The sequence below is a fragment of the Mycobacterium sp. P4_H6 genome, from assembly GCF_056400845.1.
On sequence record NZ_JBFUKN010000114.1, the window covers coordinates 1 to 17,708 of the forward strand.

The following is a 17,708-nucleotide window of genomic DNA, read 5'->3' on the forward strand; positions in this document are numbered from 1 at the left end:
TCGTGAAACCGCCCGCGCGAACGACGGGTACGCGAGTTTCGCCGACAATCGACGGCCACCGTTGCCGTTACCGATAGCATTTCGGCATGTTCAACGGCAAGCAGGCCATCGTGACCGGCGCAGGATCCGGAATCGGCGCCGCGCTGTGCCGCGCCCTGACCGCGGCGGGCGCCGAGGTGGTGTGCACCGACATCGACGAAGCCGCGGCGGCGCGCACCGCCGAACCGCTCGGCGCCCGGTGGCGCCGGCTCGATGTCGCCGATGCGGCCGCGGTCGCCGACTGTGTCACCGAGGTCGTCGACCGTGCCGGGCGGATCGACCTGCTGTTCAACAACGCCGGCATCACCTGGGGCGGTGACACCGAACTGCTGACCCTCGAGCAGTGGAACGCGATCATCGACGTCAACATCCGCGGGGTGGTGCACGGGGTGGCCGCCGCCTACCCGGTGATGGTGAAACAGGGCCACGGCCACATCGTGAACACCGCGTCGATGGCCGGGCTGGCCGCCGCCGGCCAGATCACCAGTTATGTGATGAGCAAGCACGCCGTCGTCGGGCTGTCCCTGGCGCTGCGCTCGGAGGCCGCCGGCCACGGGGTCGGAGTGCTGGCCATCTGCCCGACCGCGGTCGAGACGCCCATCCTGGACAAGGGCGCGGTCGGCGGGTTCGTCGGCCGTGATTTCTACCGGATGGGCCAGCGCAGCACCACGTTCGCCTCCGCCGACGACCTGGCCGCCGACAGCCTGCGCGCTATCGAACGCAACAAGGCGTTGCTGGTCTGGCCCCGGCAGGCCCGGATGGCGTGGCGGTTCGCCCGGTACGCACCGGGGTTGTTACAGCGCATGTCGATCGGGTTCGTCGAAAAGCAGCGCGCCGCACAGCGTTAGCGCCCCAGAAATCTTCCCCGTCGCTTCGCTCGCCCCAGGGGGTCTTCCCCGTCGCTTCGCTCGCCCCAGAAATCTTCCCCGTCGCTTCGCTCGCCCAGGATCAACCCGGTAGCACCGGCAGCGCACCCGCGATCATCAACGGGCGCACCTCCGACCAGGTGAGGTCGTCGTCGGCGGCCGAACCGGACAGCTGCAGCACCCCGCGCCGGTCGGCGACGTACACCGTCGACGGGTTCGCCGCCACCACCGTCACGGGGCCGGCCAGGTTGCCGCTGGGTCCGTCGGAGTTCACGCCGTCGAGGTTGACGTAGGACACCGGATGGGCGCCGTCGGTGCGGGTGACCACGATATCGTCGCCGGTGCGCCAGGACAGTGACACCGCGGTGTCCCCCAGCCCGAAGCCGAGCCGGCGCGGGTAGGTCAGCGCGTACCCGCCGCCGGGTGTCTGCTCGACGCTCGCCAGGATCACCCGCCCGTCGATCACCATCGCCGCCCGGGTGCCGTCGCGCGAGAGCTGCAGTTCGGTCATGGCGCCGGGGAACTTGGCCGACAGTGCGGTCGAGTCCACCGGGATGCGCGCGGGTTGCCCCGAGGCGTCCTGCAGCACCCGGACCACGTTGACGCCGTCGACCACGATCCAGATGGCGTCATCGAGCGACCAGCTGGGCCGGGTCAGGGTGCGCCCGTCGAGTGCCTGGCCGGCGGCGCCCCCGATCGGGCCGATCCACAACGAGGAGGCCATGTCCGGCGCACCGGGCCGCAGCACCATCACCGAGGCCACTTCCTGACCGGACCGCGACAGCGCCGCCGACACCTGGTCGGACATCTGCCCGAACGGGCCCGGCACCCGGGGCGCGCGCTGGCCGTCCAGCGACACCAGCGATCCACCCACCAGGGCGTGCAGGCCCGCGCCGGCGCCGTCGGCGGCACCGGGATCGCTGGCCGCCACGTCGGCGGTGTCCCAACCCTCGGCGAAGCGGTCGTCCAGCGCCGCTCCGTCCACATTGATCACGTACGGGCCGTTGATCCCGGCCCGCGACAGGGTCCAGATGATCTGCGCGGCAAGCAGTTGCCGGGTGTGCGGGTCGGTGGTCGACAGGTTCTCCAGCTCGATGCGGGCCCCGCCGTAGCCGCGGCCCACCCCGGTCTTGCTGCCGTCGGCACGGGTCACCGGGCCGCGCAGCCGCAGCGGTGCGGCCAGCAGGTTGCGCACGGTGCGCGCCATCTCCGGTCGCGGTCCGGCGATCAGCTTGCTCATCAGCTCGGTGGCCAGCTGATCGGAATCGGAGACCGCGACGTAGCGCGGGTCCGGCACCACGGTGTTGCCGGTGGGGTCGGTGAAGTAAAGGGTGTTGCGCTTATAGGTCTGCTGAAACTGCTGCCAGTCCAGRAAGACCCCGTTGGGCAGCCGGTCGATGCGCCAGCCCCCCGGGGTCTTGACCAGTTCGATCGGGCCCGGGTCCGGCAGTGCCCCTTCGGCCGTCTCGAACACTCCGAGCTCGGACAGTGAGCCGAGGATATCGGCCTGCATGCTCACCGTGACCAGGTCGGGCCGGCGCGTCTCGGTGAAGACGACCCGGTCGATCAGCAGCGCACTGCCGGCGTCGTCCCAACCGCGCGAAGCGGATTCGGTGAGGAACTGCCGGGCGGCCAGGTGCCGGTTGGCGGGATCGGCGGTGGCCTTGAGGAATTCGCGCAGCAGCACATCGGGTTCCATGCCCGGTGTCGGCGTGGGCAGGCTCGGTGGCGCGGGCCGTTCGACGGTCCCGAGCGCTTGCGGCGCCGAGGAACTCGGCACCCCGGCACAACCGGCGGTCGTCACGGCGAGCACGGTGGCCACGGCCAGACAGAGAACTCTCAGGGCGCGTGTCATACGCCCTCCGACTCGCGGTCGCGCCGGAGTGCGGGATCCTTGACCCGCGCCTGCGGTCCGGTGGATCCGCCCGAGATCCCGGGCGGCTTGAGCGGCAACGGACTCGTGGTGACCTTGTGGCCGCGCACCAGCGGCAGGGTCAGCCGGAAGCAGGCGCCCTTGCCGGGCTCACCCCACGCCTCCAGGCGGCCCTGGTGCAGCCGGGCGTCCTCGATGCTGATGGCCAGCCCGAGCCCGGTGCCGCCGGAGCGGCGCACCCGCGACGGATCGGAGCGCCAGAACCGGCTGAACACCAGCTTCTCCTCGCCGGGACGCAGCCCCACACCGTGGTCGCGAACCGTGACGGCGACGGTGTCCTCGTCGGCGGCCATCCGGATCTCCACCGATTTGCGCTCGGCATGGTCGATGGCATTGGCGATCAGGTTGCGCAGGATGCGTTCCACCCGGCGCGGATCGACCTCGGCGATCACCCCGTCGCTCGGCATGTCGACATCGAGCTGCACACCGGCGTCGGCCGCGAGGTGACCGACGTTGTCCAGCGCGCTCTGCACGGTGGAGCGCAGATCGACCGCCTCCACCGCGAGTTCGGCGACACCGGCGTCGTGGCGGGAGATCTCCAGCAGGTCGGCCAGCAGGGTCTCGAAGCGGTCGAGCTCGTTGACCATCAGTTCGGTCGAGCGGCGCAACGCCGGATCCAGATCGTCGCTGTGGTCGTGGATCAGGTCGGCCGCCATCCGCACCGTCGTCAGCGGGGTGCGCAGTTCGTGGCTCACGTCGGAGGTGAAGCGGCGCTGCAGGTTTCCGAACTCCTCGAGCTGGGTGATCTGGCGGGACAGGCTCTCGGCCATATCGTTGAAGGAGACCGCCAGCCGCGCCATGTCGTCCTCGCCGCGCACCGGCATGCGTTCGGTCAGATGCCCCTCGGCGAAGCGCTCGGCGATCCTGGATGCCGAGCGCACCGGCAGCACGATCTGGCGGGCCACCAACAGCGCGATCGCCGCCAGCAGCCCGAGCAGCACGATGCCGCCGGTGGCCATGGTGCCGCGCACCAGGGCGATGGTGGATTCCTCGTTGTTCAACGGGAAGATCAGGTACAGCTCAAGATTGGTGACCGACGAGGTGCTGGGGCTCCCGACGATCAGCGCCGGCCCGGAGAACCCGTCGGTGTGCACGGTCGCGTACTGGTAGCTGACCTGACCGGCCTGCACGAAATCGCGCAGCGCATCGGGCACCTGCTGCACCGGGCCCGCGGCGGTCGCCGCACGGGGGCCGTCGCCGGGCACGACGAGCACCGCGTCGTAGGCGCCGGCCAGCCCCGGTCCGGCATCGGCCTTACGATCGATGAGGGTGTTGCGGGCCAGCTGCAGGCTGCTGTCCAGCGAGCGGGTCTCCTCGCCGCCGACGATGCCGCCGACGGTGTCACGGGCGCGTTCGATCTCCTCGGTGGCGGCGCGCACCTTGACTTCCAGGATGCGGTCGGTGATCTGGCTGGTCAGCACGAAGCCGAGCACCATGATGACGGCGAGCGACAGTCCCAGCGTCAGGGAGACCACCCGCAGTTGCAGGGACCGGCGCCAGGCATAGCTGACGGCGCGGCCCACCGCGCCCAGCCCGCGCAGCATCGGGGACGGTCCGCGGAAACGGCTGCGGACCCGACGTCGCGTACCCCAGATCACGAGCGCCGCCCAGCCGCGGGCCCACCGATCACGGAGGTCCGGCCTTGTATCCCACTCCTCGAACGGTCAGTACCACCTGCGGGTTCTCCGGGTCGGTCTCGACCTTGGCCCGGAGCCGCTGGACATGCACGTTCACCAACCGGGTGTCCGCCGGATGTCGGTAGCCCCACACCTGCTCGAGCAGCACATCACGAGTGAACACCTGGCGCGGTTTGCGCGCCAGTGCCACCAGCAGGTCGAACTCCAGCGGTGTCAGCGAGATCTGCTCACCGGCGCGGGTGACCTTGTGCGCGGGCACGTCGATTTCGATGTCGTGGATGGACAGCATCTCGGCGGGCTCGTCGTCGTTGCGCCGCAACCGGGCCCGCACCCGGGCCACCAGTTCCTTCGGCTTGAACGGCTTCATCACGTAGTCGTCGGCACCGGACTCCAGGCCCAGCACCACATCGACGGTGTCGGTCTTGGCGGTCAGCATCACGATCGGCACGCCGGAGTCGGCGCGCAGCACGCGGCAGACGTCGATACCGTTCATGCCCGGCAGCATCAGGTCGAGCAGCACGAGATCGGGCCGCAATTCACGGACGGCGGTCAGCGCCTGGCTGCCGTCTCCGATGACAGCGGTGTCGAAACCCTCCCCACGAAGCACGATGGTGAGCATCTCAGCCAGCGAGGGGTCGTCATCGACGACCAGGATCCGTTGCCTCATGGTGACCATGGTGTCACCACAAGGCGATAAAACCCGGGTGCCACGCGGGGTTCGCGGGCTTATCGGTCGATGTCAGGCGATGCGGTCGAGGATCGCGCGACGGCGGGTGCCTCGGCTAGAGCTTCGCGGCCAGCGCGACCGGGTCCGCGTCCGGGGGCACCACAATCCACTCCCCCGCCCAGTTCGCGGCGGCCAGCCCGGCATAGGCCGCGGCGGTGCGCTGCTGCAGACCGCGGTCACGTTCATAGGCATCGCGGGCCCGGTCGGCTTCCTGTTCGGCCCGTTGCCGCGCCCGCCGGTCGGCCAGCTCTACCGAAACATCGAGCAGCAGTTGATAATCCGGCGTGGGCAGCGCGAACCTGTCGAACTCCAGGCCGTACACCCAGTCCACGACCGCACCGTCGATGCCCTGATGCAGCCGCGCCGCGCTGTAGGCAGCGTTGGAGGCGACGTAGCGGTCCAGGATCACGACGTCGTGGGTGGCCGACAAGCGTTCGATCTCGTCCTTGGCCCCGGCCCGGTCCAGCGCGAACAACGCCGCCATCGCGTACACCGAGTCGGTGAGATCGCCGTGCTTGCCGTGCAGCGCCTCGGCCGCCAGGTCGGCGTGCACCGAGGCTCCGTAGCGCGGGAAGGCCAGCGTGGTGACCGACTTCCCCCCGGCTTCGAACGCCGCGCGCAACCCTTCGGTCAGCGTGCGCTTGCCCGCACCGTCCAGGCCTTCGATCACCATCAGCACGCTGGGAGCCTATGCCCCGGTCATCCAGCCCAACACGGTCAGGCCCACCACCGCGAACAGCAGCAGCGGCCCCGCGACACCGGCGATGCCTGTCGCCCCGGCGACGACGGCCGCACCGACGATCGCCGCCGCCCCCAGAAACAGCAGCCGCACCACCAGCAGCCGCGCGCTGCCCAACACCGCCCGCAACGTGGGGCCCGGGACGGTGCGCACGGTCCACGCGATGGCGACGAGCAACGGCACCGTGAGCAGGGCCGCGACCACCCGCGGCAGCGCGGTCGACACACCGTCGTCGCGCAGGGCACCCACCACGATGAGCGCCGAGGCCAGCAGGACCACCGCCGCGGTCGCCCAGCGCAGCACGCGGGTGAGCGCCAGCGCGATGTTTCCCAGCGCCAGCGGCGCAAGTGTCGGGTCCAGTCGAGTGGCCTCCAGCAGCCCGCGCACCGCCTTGGTGGTGGTGCCCATCCGCAGTCTGCCGACCGCGAGGTTGTGCACCGCCAGCGCATGATCGGGTTGCAGGCGCAACGCCTGCAGGTAGTCGGCCTCGGCCGCACGGGCACCCGACAGTGAACGCTGCAGGTCCCCGCGCAGCACCAGCGCATCCGGCGAGGCCGGACTGAGCCGCAGCGTCTGGTCGACGACCGCCAGCGCGTCGCGATCGCGCCCGGATTCGCGCAGCAGGCTGGCGTAGTTGTACTGCGCCAGAGGCGAATTCGGATGGCCGGCGGCCGTCTGCCAGGCCAGCGTCAGCGCCTCGGCAACACGACCCTGCCCGTAGAGCGCCAACGTCCGGGTGTGCATCGCGTCCTCGTCGCCGGGTGCGGAATCACTCACCGACGAACTCCGTCAGTTTGGCTTCCACCGCGGCCTTGTCCGGCGAGCCGAAGATTTTCGGTGACTCGCGGTCGAAGAACGAGATGTACGGGCAGTCATCCGACGGCCCGGGAACCGTTCCGAGGTTTTCGACCAACGTGCCCGTGCGCGCCTGGCGCAGTTCCACGGTGTACTCCACGGAGTACCGTCCGGCCTCATACAGCTCGCCCCCGGATTCGACATCGCAGGTTCCCTCTTTGACCTCGGTACCGGGCTTCCTCGACACACAGGCGACGGTGTCGACCTTCGTCAGATCGGTGCCGACGATGAACGGGGCGTCACCGGTGAAGGTGATCGTGGTCCACGCGCCGAGACCGTCGTCATCCGCGAACGCCATGATGGTGTGCGGCCTCTCGAAGGAGCGGGCGTTGCTCACCGAGCCGGCGCGGCAGACGATCTCGAAATCGGTGGGGCTGTGTGCGACCCGTGCGTTGGCAGCACGCTCGTCGTCGCTGACCTCGGCGCGGTCGGCAGCGGCGATCATGAGACCCGCGAACCCGGCAACGCAGACCGACACGATCACCGACAGCACGATGAGCAGACCGCGGTTGTTGGACGGAGGCGGTGGGCCTGGCGCAGCCCAGTAAGGCGGGCCCTGCGGTGGCCAGCCGGGTGGCGGGCCCTGTGGTGGCACACTCACGTTGCCGATCCCCCTCCGTCCGAGGGGTATTCGTCCCGCACCGACGGCTCCCCCAATGTCCCAGCCTAAGTCACCCGGAAGGAAGGGCAGCACACCAATTCGGGCGGGTCAGTACTGCCCGCAGTTCGGCGCCGTCGGCACCCCGTTGAACCGGTCGGCGACCCACTGCAAGGCAGGTTCACCGTCGACCGCCATCGGCAGCGCGTGGTTGATCACCAGCTTGTTGAAGATCGGCGGACCCTCGTTGGTGCGGAACTCGATGTCGCTGCCCTTGGCGCACCAGTCCTTGCCGAGTTGCACCACCGGCGCGTAGGGCACCAGCGGGTCATAGCGGTTGCTGTTGAGCAGCACCGGGGCATTGGGTTTCAGCGTGCCGAGCTTTTGCAGATCGAAGATCCCGCGGAACTGCGGGTCGTTCAACAGCTCCGGGATGGGATGGTTGAAGTAGGGCTGCAGGTGCCGGAACATGAACTTCGCGACCGTCTCCCCGACACACTGATCCCTGGTCTTGTCGACGAAGTCCATCCCGCGCGGGGTGAGCAGCGCCCGGATCTTGGGCGCGGCCTCCGGGTAGCCCTGCATGACGCTGTTGAGCGCGTAGCCAATCACCCCGACCAGCGCACTGCCGTCGGCGTACGGGATCAGGTCGACAAGGTCGGCGGGCGGGGCACCGGCGTAGGTGCCGACGATGTTGAGTTCGGGGGCATAGGCGACGGCCAACTCGGCAGCCGAGGCTGCCGCGCCGCCGCCCTGCGAGTAGCCCCAGAAGGCAACGGGCCCAACGGGTGTCAGCGAAGTGCCCGGCAACTTGCCGGCGGCTCGCGCCGCGTCGAGCATGGCATGTCCCTGGGACAGCCGGTTGACATAGGTATGCGTCGTACCGATGGTGCCCAGACCCTCGTAGTCGGTCATCAGGACCGCAAACCCGCGGTTCACCATGGTGTTCACGAACCCGGACTCGTAGTTGACCATGATGTCCAAATATGGCGACCAGTGGATGCCCTGGTTGAACTGCCGCGACGGTGCGCACTGGTCGCCCTGCCCCTGCGTTCCGGGACCGAACACGATCAGCGGGCGCGGGCCCTGTCCCGGCCAGGCGTTGAACGGCTCGAAGTAGGTGCCGGTCACCACATTCGGATTGCCTCGGCCGTCCGTGCTGCGGTACATGACGCGCGTGCCAGTGGCATTGAGCCTGCCGACCTGACCGGACGGCTCGATCACCAGCCGGGACGGCTCGGTGCGGACGAGGTCGCCGGGCGGGACGTCCGGCAACGGATTCGGTGGTGTGTAGAAGACGGTGTACTCGTCCTCGTTGTAGTACGGATACCAGTCGTCGGCGTGCGCCAAACCAGTTGTGAGACAACTGATGACAAACCCAAAACACACCACGACGAACACAGCCCCGGCCCGAATCACTACCGGACAGTAACAAACGGGTAGCCGAATGGCTACGGATTCATCACATGTCGTTCACGGGCGCCGATGTAACGGCGTTTGGTGGCCGACCTGGGCCGATACCGCCGGGATTTGCTCAGCCGGTGGTCGCTGCCCCGATCCCGGCACCGCCGAGCTACCGACTTCGTTGCGTGGTCCGGTCGGTCGGTGCTGGTCGCCCCCGGCGCGAGCGTTGCCGACTCCCGGTCCAGGAACGCCCACCCGGCGGGCCGGATTCGGCGGGAACCCACCGCAAGGAGTTCGCCCTGGATCAGGACGGCGCCAGCCAGGCCAGCGCAGCCACCACCAGCGCCTGGGTGCCGGTGTCGAGGGTGGGCTGCACAGCCGGGGCGAAACTCGGCGAATGGTTGACCGGAATGTCCTCGTTGACCCGGCCGCCTTCGAGGGCCTGCCGGAACGCCGCCGGGTCGATACCGCCGATACCCCAGTACGAGTACGGCACGCCCAGGGCCGACGGGATCTCGCTGAAGTCCTCGCTGCCCGCTCCTTGCGGCAGCTCCCGGCACCGGTCACCGAAGAATGCCTCGAATGCTCCACGCACTCGCCCCGTCGTTTCAACATCGTTGTCGGTCAACGGAAATCGATCGAACATCTCGAACTCAGGGTCCCGCGGGGACCCGGCGGCCGCACATTCGGCGGTGACGATCCGGCGGATTGCCCCGATGACCGCAGCCCGCGTCTGTTCGCTGTAGGTGCGGATGTTGAGCAGGAGGACCGCGCGGTCCGGGATCACATTGCTCTTGCTCCCGGCCTGCACGCTTCCGACGGTGAGCACGGCAGTTTCAGTGGGGGCGATCTCGCGGGAGACGACCGTCTGCAGCCGCACGATGATCATCGCCGCGAGTACCACCGGATCGATCGTGGCCTGCGGCATCGACCCATGCCCGCCGCGGCCGTGCACGGCCACACGGATGCTGTCGGCGCCGGCCATGAATGGGCCTGCATGGGTACCGATCAACCCCGCCGGCAGTGGCAGGACGTGCTGAGCGAACGCGACGTGCACTGCGGGAAGCAGGGCGGCGAGGCCGTCGTCGACCATGGCGCGTGCACCGTCGGCAGTTTCCTCGGCGGGCTGAAACAGCGCCACCACTGTGCCCGCCCAATGATCGGCACCGTCCGCGAGCAGCTGGGCCGCGCCGAGAAGAGCGGTGACGTGCACATCGTGCCCGCAGGCGTGCATCACCGGAACCTGGTTGCCATCGGCGTCGGTGGCAAGGACGGTGCTGGCGTAGTCGAGACCGGTGTCCTCGCGCACCGGCAACGCGTCCATGTCCGCACGGAGCAGCACGGTGGGACCGGGCCCGTTGCGGAGTATCCCCACCACACCGGTGCCGCCGATCCCGTCGTGCACCTCATATCCGCAGGCGCGCAACCGCTCGGTGACGCTGTGGGCGGTACGGGTCTCTTGATGCGACAGCTCTGGATGTTCGTGCAGTCGGCGGTACAGGTCCTCCTGCCAGGCGCGGACCTGATCCATACCGCCCAGGACGGCGTCGGTGGCGCGCGCTGACGGCATCACCGATGCGGTATACCTCGTGTCATGCCGACCGAAACGCCGTTGCTGCTGGCGCTCGACCTTGCCGGCACCTTCGCGTTCGCACTCAACGGCGCGCTCACCGCGGTACGCGCCGAACGGCTCGACATCTTCGGTGTCATCACGCTCGGCATGTTCACTGCGCTCGGCGGCGGGACCATCCGCGATGTCCTGCTCGGCGCACTGCCGCCGGCGACGTTCGTCGATTGGCGCTACCTGGCCGTCGCGGCGAGCGGTGGCCTGATCGCATTCGCACTCAGCCGCAGACTCGACCGCCTGAGCCTACCGATCACGGTGCTCGACGCCATCGGGCTGAGCGTGTTCTCGGTGCTGGCCGCCTATAAGGCACTGGACTTGGGTTTCGGTGTCCCACAAGCGATCATCGTCGGCACCGTGACCGCAGTGGGTGGCGGCACCATCCGCGACGTGATGATCGGGCGGATTCCCACCGTCCTGCGCAGCGAGCTCTACGCCATTCCGGCCCTGATCGGCGCGGGGTGCGCCGCCGCAGGCCACAGCCTGGGGCATCACGGCACCGTTGCCGCACTCAGTGCCGCCACGGTCTGCTTCGTGATCCGGATGGTGGGGGTGCGTTTCGACCTCCATGCTCCGCGTCCGCCCGGCCAGCGCTGATAGACAGCTGCGGGTTCGGCGCGCGGGTCAGCCGAGGCTGGTCGCCTGCAGCACGAGCGTGGCAGCGGCTCGGTCCAGGAACGCGTACGTGCTGGTCGAATCGGAGGAGAACCCGGAGTCCAGGAGTTCGCCGGTGAGGAACGGGCCGGGCGGCACCTCGGCGGAAAGTGCGTCCTGAACGTTCGGTGCGCGACCGGTGTCGGTCGGCTTGAACTGGGTCACCATGGCATCGGCCACGGTCGGCGAGAGCTTCACGACGGCGTCCGTCCAGCGCACCGCGGCGTCGGCGTCTCCCCCGGCCGGGTCGCCCCACTGCAGCCAGGCCACCGATACGGGCGCGCCGATACCGGGAAACACCTTGGCCAGGCCGGGGATGTCGCGATGGACGTCGGTCGGCGGAGGTGGCGCGTGCGGAGCCGCCACCTCCTGCGACGGAGTGGAACAGCCGGTCGCCACGGCGGCACAGAGGGCCGCCGTGGCGATACCGCGCAGAATCCGCACAGGGACTAGTAGCGGTAGTGCTCCGGCTTGTACGGGCCGTCGACGTCGACGCCGATGTACTCGGCCTGCTCCTTGGTGAGCTTGGTCAGCGAACCACCGAGGGCTTCGACGTGGATCTTGGCGACCTTCTCGTCGAGGTGCTTGGCCAGGCGGTAGACCTCGTTGTCGTACTCATCGTTCTTGGTCCACAGCTCGATCTGGGCGATGACCTGGTTGGAGAAGCTGTTGCTCATCACGAACGACGGGTGCCCGGTCGCGTTGCCCAGGTTCAGCAGACGGCCCTCGGACAGCACGATGATCGAGTGGCCATCGGGGAAGATGAACTCGTCGACCTGCGGCTTGATGTTGATCCGGCGGATGTCCTTGTCGCGCTCCAGGCGCGCCATCTCGATCTCGTCGTCGAAGTGACCGATGTTGCCCAGGATGGCCTGGTGCTTCATCGACCGCATGTGCTCGAGGGTGATGATGCCCTGGTTGCCGGTGGCGGTGATGACGATGTCGGCCCAGCCGATGGCCTCTTCGACGGTCTTGACCTCGAAGCCATCCATGAGCGCCTGCAGCGCGTTGATCGGGTCGATCTCGGTGACCGCGACGCGGGCGCCCTGCGCCTTGAGCGCTTCGGCGCAGCCCTTGCCGACGTCACCGTAGCCACAGACCAGCGCGGCCTTGCCGCCGATCAGCACGTCGGTGCCGCGGTTGATGCCGTCGATCAGCGAGTGACGGGTGCCGTACTTGTTGTCGAACTTGCTCTTGGTGACCGAGTCGTTGACGTTGATCGCCGGGAACGACAGCTCGCCGGCAGCCGCGAACTGGTACAGGCGCAGCACGCCGGTGGTGGTTTCCTCGGTGACACCCTTGACCGACGCCGCGACCTTGGTCCACTTGGTCTTGTCGGCCTCGATGGACCGGCGCAGCAGGTTCAGGAACACCTTGTATTCGTCGGAGTGCTCGTCGTCCTCGGGCGGAACCACACCGGCCTTCTCGAACTCGGCGCCGCGCAGCACCAGCATGGTGGCGTCGCCACCGTCGTCGAGGATCATGTTCGCGGGCTCGCCGGGCCAGGTGAGCATCTGCTCGGCCGCCCACCAGTATTCCTCCAGCGTCTCGCCCTTCCACGCGAAGACCGGGATGCCCTTGGGCTCCTCCGGCGTTCCGTGCGGGCCGACGACGATGGCAGCGGCAGCGTGGTCCTGGGTGGAGAAGATGTTGCAGGACGCCCAGCGCACCTCGGCACCCAGGCTGACCAGCGTCTCGATCAGCACGGCGGTCTGGATGGTCATGTGCAGCGAGCCGGAGACGCGCGCACCCTTGAGCGGTGCCACGTCGGCGTATTCGCGGCGCAGCGCCATCAGGCCGGGCATCTCGTGCTCGGCGAGGCGGATTTCCTTGCGCCCGAACTCGGCCAGCGAAAGGTCAGCGACCTTGTAGTCGATGCCGTTGCGTACGTCGGCGGTCAACTCAGTCATGTGGATAGAGCCCCTTATTTATCGTGTTCTGAATCAGCGTTGCCCAGCTCGCACAGCTGTGCGCGGGCGACACCGGTGGCCTGCGGGCTCGCGGGACAGGCACTTCTTCAGCGCTCTGCCAGCTACCGGGTGTCTATGACACCGTACCGCTCTGCGAACGGTGTCATGAGCCTAGCCAGATCCCTGGCCACATCGTGGTCGGCTTCGGGCGGCATGGAGACGTAGCTCATGGCCAGCCGGACGATGGCCCGGGCCAGCACCCCGGAGTCCTCGTCGCTGGCCTTTATCCAGCTGTTCTGGAAGGTTTCGGTCAGCCGCTGCGAGCACCGGGTGATGATCGGCCCGCTGTCGGTGGTGATGATCTGCAGCAGATCGGGCTTGGCTTCCCCGTTGAGCAGCGAGATCACCAGCGGATCCGATGCCGACTCCATGAAGAACGCGCGGAAACCCTCCAGGAAGGCTTCATAGACGCGGCCGACGTTGTTGTTGATCGCGGCATCGACGGCGTTGACCAGGCGGTCGGCCAGCCGCAACGCATATCCCTCGGCCAGCCCCTGCCGCGATCCGAACTCGTTGTAGATGGTCTGACGGCTGATACCGGCCGCCCGCGCCACATCGGTGAGGGTGATCGAGGACCAGTCCCGCACCAGCAGCATGTCCCGCATGCCATCGAGGATCGAGTCACGCAAGAGCACCCGCGACGCCTCGGCGTAGGGCACACGCGGTGCCGTACGCCGGGGCGAGGGTGCGCTCATAGCCGCGACCCTATAGCTTCGCGCCGCGGTTGCGCTGACTGTCACGGCCGGGCAACCTCGATCATCTCGAAATCTGTTTTGGCCGCCCCGCAGTCCGGGCAGCTCCAGTCCTCGGGGATGTCATCCCAGCGGGTACCCGGGGCGATCCCGTCCTCCGGCCAACCCTTCTCCTCGTCGTACTCGAATCCGCACTGCACGCAGACGAACAGCTTGTAGTCCATGTTCGGGATTCCTCTCTCATATATACGGTTCTAATTCCCGTCGCCCTGGACCTCGAAGTCGACCTTCTCCCGGACCGCACAGTCCGGACAGGCCCAGTCATCGGGAATGTCGACCCATCCGGTACCGGCCGGAAAGCCTTCGCGCGGAGCACCTTTGGCTTCGTCGTATACGAAATCACAACCGGGGCAGCGGTAGGCGCTCACCGGGCGGCCCCGTACTTGGCCAGTACCTTGTCGCGCATCCGCGGGTGAATGTTCACCTTGGTGATGTCGCCGTCGTAGTGGGCCAGCACGCGGTGATCCATCACCTTGCGCCACAGCGGCGGGAAGTAGGTCAGCCCGACCATGGACGCGTAGCCGCTGGGCAGATTCGGTGCGCCCTCCATGCTGCGCAGGGTCTGGTAGCGACGCGTCGGGTTGGCGTGGTGATCGCTGTGCCGCTGCAGGTGATAGAGGAACAGGTTGGTGACGATGTGGTCGGAGTTCCAGCTGTGCTCGGGAGCGCAACGCTCGTAGCGTCCGCTGGCGGTCTTCTGCCGCAGCAGCCCGTAATGCTCCAGGTAGTTCACCGTTTCCAGCAGTGAGAAGCCGAAGACCACGGAGAGGATGACGTAGGGCAGGACGGCGACTCCGAAGACCGCGATGATGGCGCCGTACAGCACCACCGACATCGCCCAGGCGTTCAGCACATCGTTGGACCAGTGCCATTTGCTCTTACCGGCCCGCTCCAGTCGCTTGGCCTCCAACTCCCAGGAGGACTTCAGGCTGCCCCACACGCTGCGCGGCAGGAACTCCCAGAACGTCTCGCCGAAGCGCGCGGAGGCGGGGTCCTCCGGGGTGGCGACCCGAACGTGGTGACCACGGTTGTGCTCGATGAAGAAGTGGCCGTAGCAGGTCTGCGCCAGGGTGATCTTGCCCAGCCAGCGCTCGATGGACTCCTTCTTGTGGCCCATCTCGTGCGCGGTGTTGATGCCGACGCCGCCCATCATGCCGACCGAGAGCGCCAGGCCGATCTTGGCCGGCCAGCCCAGGGAGCCGTCGAAGCCGAGCCAGCTCAGATCGGCCGCGGTGAACAGGTAGGCCCCCAGCACCAGGGTCAGATACTGGAACGGGATGAAGCTGTAGGTGCAGTAGCGGTAGTACTTGTCGTTCTCCAACCGCTCCATCAGCTCATCGGGCGGGTTCTCGCCGTCGGGTCCGAACCTGCGGTCCAGCAGCGGCAGCACGAGGTAGACCAGGATCGGTCCGATCCAGAACGGCACCTGCGCCGCCGCGTGCCAACCGAGCTCGTTGAGCGCCCAGACGATCGGGAGCATCACCAGCACCGCCGTCGGCACGATCAGCCCCATCAACCAGAGATACCGCTTGCGATCCCGCCATTCGACCGCCGGCGCATTCTGTCCATCCACATCGATCTGCGATGTCATCTGCCACACCTCCTGTGAGTGCCATCACTACTGGCGTTGACTATAGAACTTAATTTGTCTCGCGTCTAGACAAAACATATCTATTTGTAAACACAGCTGGCCGCGAGCGTGCACTCAGCGCACGGAAAAGTCGTCAAAGAAGATCTCGATGGACCGTCGGCGCATACGCGCGACAGCAGATGCGCAGCGGTGGCTAGATGCCGACCGTGGTCCGGAACAGCTTGCTCGGCCGGTCCGCGACCAACCGGATCGGCCCGTCATCGGCGGCCACCCAGGCCGCGGCGCCGCGCTCCAGGGTCACCGCGACATCCTTGGCGCGCACCTGCACCGTGCCCTCGGTGCACAGCAGCACCTGCGGCCCGTCGTGTTCGGCGGGGGCGTCGACCTCACGCCCGACCTGGTCCTCGGTCACCTGCAGCACCGACACCGCGAATTCCGGGGCCGGGGTGTCATAGATCAGTTCCGCGCCGCCGCGGATGGCCCGCGGCAGGATCACCGAATCATCGGCGGGCGTGAAGTCCAGCACCCGCAGCAGTTCGGGCACGTCCACGTGCTTGGGTGTCAGCCCGCCCCGCAGGACATTGTCGGAGTTCGCCATCACCTCGACGCCCACCCCGTGCAGGTAGGCGTGCAGGTTGCCGGCGGGCAGATAGATGCCTTCGCCGGGTTGCAGGGTGATGCGGTTCAGCAGCATCGCGGCCAGCACACCGGCGTCGCCGGGATAGCGTTCGCCGAGTTCGAGGATCGTCTTGGCCTCCGCCTGGAAGGTCGTCTCGCCCGAACGGATGTAGTTGATCGCACCGTCGAGCACCGCAGGCACCAGCACATCGAGTGCGGGCTGCGGTGCGGTGATCCAGGTGGTGAACAGCGCACGCAACCCGTCGGCGTCGGACTGGCCCTTGAGCAACGAGATGTAGGGATCCAGTTCGGTGACCGCCAGCGCCCGCATGAACTCCGCACTGCGTTCGGCGGGCCGGAATCCCGCCAGCGCCTCGAACTGCCCGAGCGCGACCATCAATTCCGGTTTGTGGCTGGCGTCCCGGTAGTTGCGGGTCGGCGCCGTCACCGGAATGCCCAGCCGCTCTTCGCGTTCGAATCCGTGCACCGCCTGCTGACTACTGGGGTGAGCCTGCAGCGACAATGGTTCGTCGGCGGCCAGCACCTTGGCCAGGAACGGCAGGGCGTCACCGAACCGGGCCCGCGACCCGGCGCCGAGCTGGCCCTGCGGATCGGCGCTGATCATGTCCAGCAGCGAGCGCTCACCGTCATCGGTCGCACAGTGTGCGGGATCGCCGGGATGCGCGCCGAGCCACAGCTCCGCCTCGGGATGTTGTGTGGGACTTGGTCTTCCGGTGAACTCGGCAATCGCTGTGCGCGACCCCCACGCGTACTTCCGGACAGCTCCTCGGAGCAGATTCACACCCTCAACCTCGCACCAGTCGTAAGTACACGGCCGTCATCTCCAGGCGCACCGCCACCGTCGCCAGCTGCTGCTCGGGACGGACGCCGCCGACCTTGGTCGCGCTGTCGGGCACGTCGTCGGCACTGACCACATCGAGGTCGGCAAAGCCTTCGGTGCGTGCCACCACCACAGGCCGYTGCTCATCGGAGGTCAGCACCACGGTGCGTACCCGCGACGGCAGCGGGCCGTCGAGTTCCTCGTCGTGGAACAGCGCGGTCTCGTAGTCGACGGGCGCGATGTTCAGCGGGCTCAACGCGCCCAGCGCATCGGTCAGACCGACTGCGGCCACCACCTGACGCGCGACCCGCAGCAGCACCGCCGCGCTGTGCTGGGCCAAGGCCAGCGTCGCCTCGCTGTCGCCGGCCAGCACGACCTCGCGCCCGGCCAGCCGCTCGGCCAGACTCTTGGCGGGATTGGTGAACAGTTCGCGCGCCGCGCTGTTGCGCAATGCCTCGGCGTCCAGTTCGTCGGCCAGCGCCCCGATGTCGACCCGGACGGCCTTGTCGACGACGGCCAGCACCGCCACACCGGCAGCCAGGTAGCGGGTCAATCCGAATTCGTCGGGGACCGGCAGCCGCGGCGCCAGCACCGCCGCGCGCCCGGCGGTCACATCGCGCAGCGGCCCCTCGTGCGGTGCGACGAGCACGACCCGCGCTCCGCGGCGCACCCCGGTCGCCGCGGCCGTCACCAGCACGGGATCGCCCGCGTCGGCACCGGCCACCACCACGACGTCCAATGCGCCGGTCCACGGCGGCAGCTCGGAAGCGACCACGATCGGGACCCCGCTGGCCGCACCGAGAGCGGCCGCCAGCAGTGCGCCCGCCGCGCGCGCCGGGCCACCGTCGGCGACCCAGATC

18 protein-coding genes are annotated in these 17,708 nt (G+C 68.3%); 2 read left to right on the top strand and 16 right to left on the bottom strand.

Going from position 1 to position 17,708, the window contains the following annotated elements:
- Nucleotides 1–86 precede the first annotated feature (86 nt).
- Nucleotides 87–887, top strand: a complete 801-nt coding sequence (locus tag AC1DTF_RS29320; RefSeq protein WP_477476587.1) for an SDR family NAD(P)-dependent oxidoreductase — start codon at nucleotides 87–89, stop codon at nucleotides 885–887.
- Nucleotides 888–987: 100 nt separating this feature from the next.
- Here AC1DTF_RS29320 and lpqB read toward each other — a convergent pair whose 3' ends face one another.
- The 8 genes from lpqB to AC1DTF_RS29360 form a co-directional block, all read right to left on the bottom strand.
- Nucleotides 988–2,760 carry an MtrAB system accessory lipoprotein LpqB gene (gene lpqB, locus AC1DTF_RS29325; protein ID WP_477476588.1) on the bottom strand — a complete coding sequence of 591 codons (1,773 nt, stop codon included), beginning with the start codon at nucleotides 2,758–2,760 and terminating at the stop codon, nucleotides 988–990.
- Nucleotides 2,757–4,436 (bottom strand): MtrAB system histidine kinase MtrB, encoded by a 1,680-nt coding sequence (mtrB, locus tag AC1DTF_RS29330; RefSeq protein ID WP_057167176.1) that lies wholly within the window; start codon nucleotides 4,434–4,436, stop codon nucleotides 2,757–2,759. The genes lpqB and mtrB overlap by 4 nt, the downstream gene beginning before the upstream one ends.
- A gap of 28 nt (nucleotides 4,437–4,464) precedes the next feature.
- Nucleotides 4,465–5,151, bottom strand: a complete 687-nt coding sequence (mtrA, locus tag AC1DTF_RS29335) for a two-component system response regulator MtrA (protein WP_057167177.1) — start codon at nucleotides 5,149–5,151, stop codon at nucleotides 4,465–4,467.
- A 106-nt stretch (nucleotides 5,152–5,257) separates the two neighbouring features.
- On the bottom strand, nucleotides 5,258–5,881 hold the full coding sequence (locus AC1DTF_RS29340; RefSeq protein ID WP_477476589.1) for a dTMP kinase: 624 nt from the start codon (nucleotides 5,879–5,881) through the stop codon (nucleotides 5,258–5,260).
- A 9-nt stretch (nucleotides 5,882–5,890) separates the two neighbouring features.
- Nucleotides 5,891–6,718, bottom strand: coding sequence for a tetratricopeptide repeat protein (locus tag AC1DTF_RS29345; RefSeq protein WP_477476590.1), 828 nt, complete (start codon nucleotides 6,716–6,718; stop codon nucleotides 5,891–5,893).
- Entirely contained in the window at nucleotides 6,711–7,397 is a 687-nt protein-coding gene (locus AC1DTF_RS29350) for a hypothetical protein (RefSeq protein ID WP_477476591.1), read from the bottom strand. Before AC1DTF_RS29350 ends, AC1DTF_RS29345 begins: the two co-directional genes overlap by 8 nt.
- 108 nt (nucleotides 7,398–7,505) lie before the next feature.
- Entirely contained in the window at nucleotides 7,506–8,765 is a 1,260-nt protein-coding gene (locus AC1DTF_RS29355) for a lipase family protein (RefSeq protein WP_477476596.1), read from the bottom strand.
- A 337-nt stretch (nucleotides 8,766–9,102) separates the two neighbouring features.
- Nucleotides 9,103–10,368 (bottom strand): amidohydrolase, encoded by a 1,266-nt coding sequence (locus tag AC1DTF_RS29360; RefSeq protein WP_477476592.1) that lies wholly within the window; start codon nucleotides 10,366–10,368, stop codon nucleotides 9,103–9,105.
- A 24-nt stretch (nucleotides 10,369–10,392) separates the two neighbouring features.
- On the opposite strand from AC1DTF_RS29360, the gene AC1DTF_RS29365 reads away from it, so the two are divergent.
- Complete coding sequence (locus AC1DTF_RS29365; protein WP_477476593.1) at nucleotides 10,393–11,019, top strand: trimeric intracellular cation channel family protein; 627 nt, start codon at nucleotides 10,393–10,395, stop codon at nucleotides 11,017–11,019.
- Nucleotides 11,020–11,046: 27 nt separating this feature from the next.
- On the opposite strand, the gene AC1DTF_RS29370 is transcribed toward AC1DTF_RS29365, so the two are convergent.
- From AC1DTF_RS29370 to AC1DTF_RS29405, 8 genes are all read right to left on the bottom strand, one after another.
- Nucleotides 11,047–11,520, bottom strand: coding sequence for a hypothetical protein (locus AC1DTF_RS29370; RefSeq protein WP_057167184.1), 474 nt, complete (start codon nucleotides 11,518–11,520; stop codon nucleotides 11,047–11,049).
- Between the two features lie 5 nt (nucleotides 11,521–11,525).
- On the bottom strand, nucleotides 11,526–12,986 hold the full coding sequence (gene ahcY / locus AC1DTF_RS29375) for an adenosylhomocysteinase (RefSeq protein WP_477476594.1): 1,461 nt from the start codon (nucleotides 12,984–12,986) through the stop codon (nucleotides 11,526–11,528).
- Nucleotides 12,987–13,108: 122 nt separating this feature from the next.
- Nucleotides 13,109–13,741, bottom strand: a complete 633-nt coding sequence (alkX, locus tag AC1DTF_RS29380; RefSeq protein WP_057167186.1) for a TetR family transcriptional regulator AlkX — start codon at nucleotides 13,739–13,741, stop codon at nucleotides 13,109–13,111.
- Between the two features lie 41 nt (nucleotides 13,742–13,782).
- Nucleotides 13,783–13,962, bottom strand: a complete 180-nt coding sequence (locus AC1DTF_RS29385) for a rubredoxin (RefSeq protein ID WP_057167187.1) — start codon at nucleotides 13,960–13,962, stop codon at nucleotides 13,783–13,785.
- Nucleotides 13,963–13,992: 30 nt separating this feature from the next.
- Nucleotides 13,993–14,166, bottom strand: a complete 174-nt coding sequence (locus AC1DTF_RS29390; RefSeq protein WP_057167188.1) for a rubredoxin — start codon at nucleotides 14,164–14,166, stop codon at nucleotides 13,993–13,995.
- A complete protein-coding gene (locus AC1DTF_RS29395; protein ID WP_057167189.1) occupies nucleotides 14,163–15,389 on the bottom strand; it encodes an alkane 1-monooxygenase in 1,227 nt (408 codons plus the stop codon). The genes AC1DTF_RS29390 and AC1DTF_RS29395 overlap by 4 nt, the downstream gene beginning before the upstream one ends.
- Nucleotides 15,390–15,582: 193 nt before the next feature.
- The gene (gene manA, locus AC1DTF_RS29400) at nucleotides 15,583–16,809 is read right to left on the bottom strand and encodes a mannose-6-phosphate isomerase, class I (RefSeq protein WP_057167190.1); all 1,227 of its coding nucleotides are present in this window, start codon (nucleotides 16,807–16,809) and stop codon (nucleotides 15,583–15,585) included.
- A 4-nt stretch (nucleotides 16,810–16,813) separates the two neighbouring features.
- A partial coding sequence (locus AC1DTF_RS29405) for a TobH protein (RefSeq protein ID WP_477476595.1) occupies nucleotides 16,814–17,708 on the bottom strand: 895 nt, incomplete at its 5' end.

Excerpts from the sequence above, each read along its gene's own strand:
- AC1DTF_RS29320 (WP_477476587.1), top strand. The coding sequence starts at position 87 with ATGTTCAACGGCAAGCAGGCCATCGTGACCGGCGCAGGATCCGGAATC.
- mtrA (WP_057167177.1), bottom strand. The coding sequence starts at position 5,151 with ATGGTCACCATGAGGCAACGGATCCTGGTCGTCGATGACGACCCCTCG.
- AC1DTF_RS29360 (WP_477476592.1), bottom strand. The coding sequence starts at position 10,368 with ATGCCGTCAGCGCGCGCCACCGACGCCGTCCTGGGCGGTATGGATCAG.
- AC1DTF_RS29365 (WP_477476593.1), top strand. The coding sequence starts at position 10,393 with ATGCCGACCGAAACGCCGTTGCTGCTGGCGCTCGACCTTGCCGGCACC.
- ahcY (WP_477476594.1), bottom strand. The coding sequence starts at position 12,986 with ATGACTGAGTTGACCGCCGACGTACGCAACGGCATCGACTACAAGGTC.
- alkX (WP_057167186.1), bottom strand. The coding sequence starts at position 13,741 with ATGAGCGCACCCTCGCCCCGGCGTACGGCACCGCGTGTGCCCTACGCC.
- AC1DTF_RS29385 (WP_057167187.1), bottom strand. The coding sequence starts at position 13,962 with ATGGACTACAAGCTGTTCGTCTGCGTGCAGTGCGGATTCGAGTACGAC.
- AC1DTF_RS29395 (WP_057167189.1), bottom strand. The coding sequence starts at position 15,389 with ATGACATCGCAGATCGATGTGGATGGACAGAATGCGCCGGCGGTCGAA.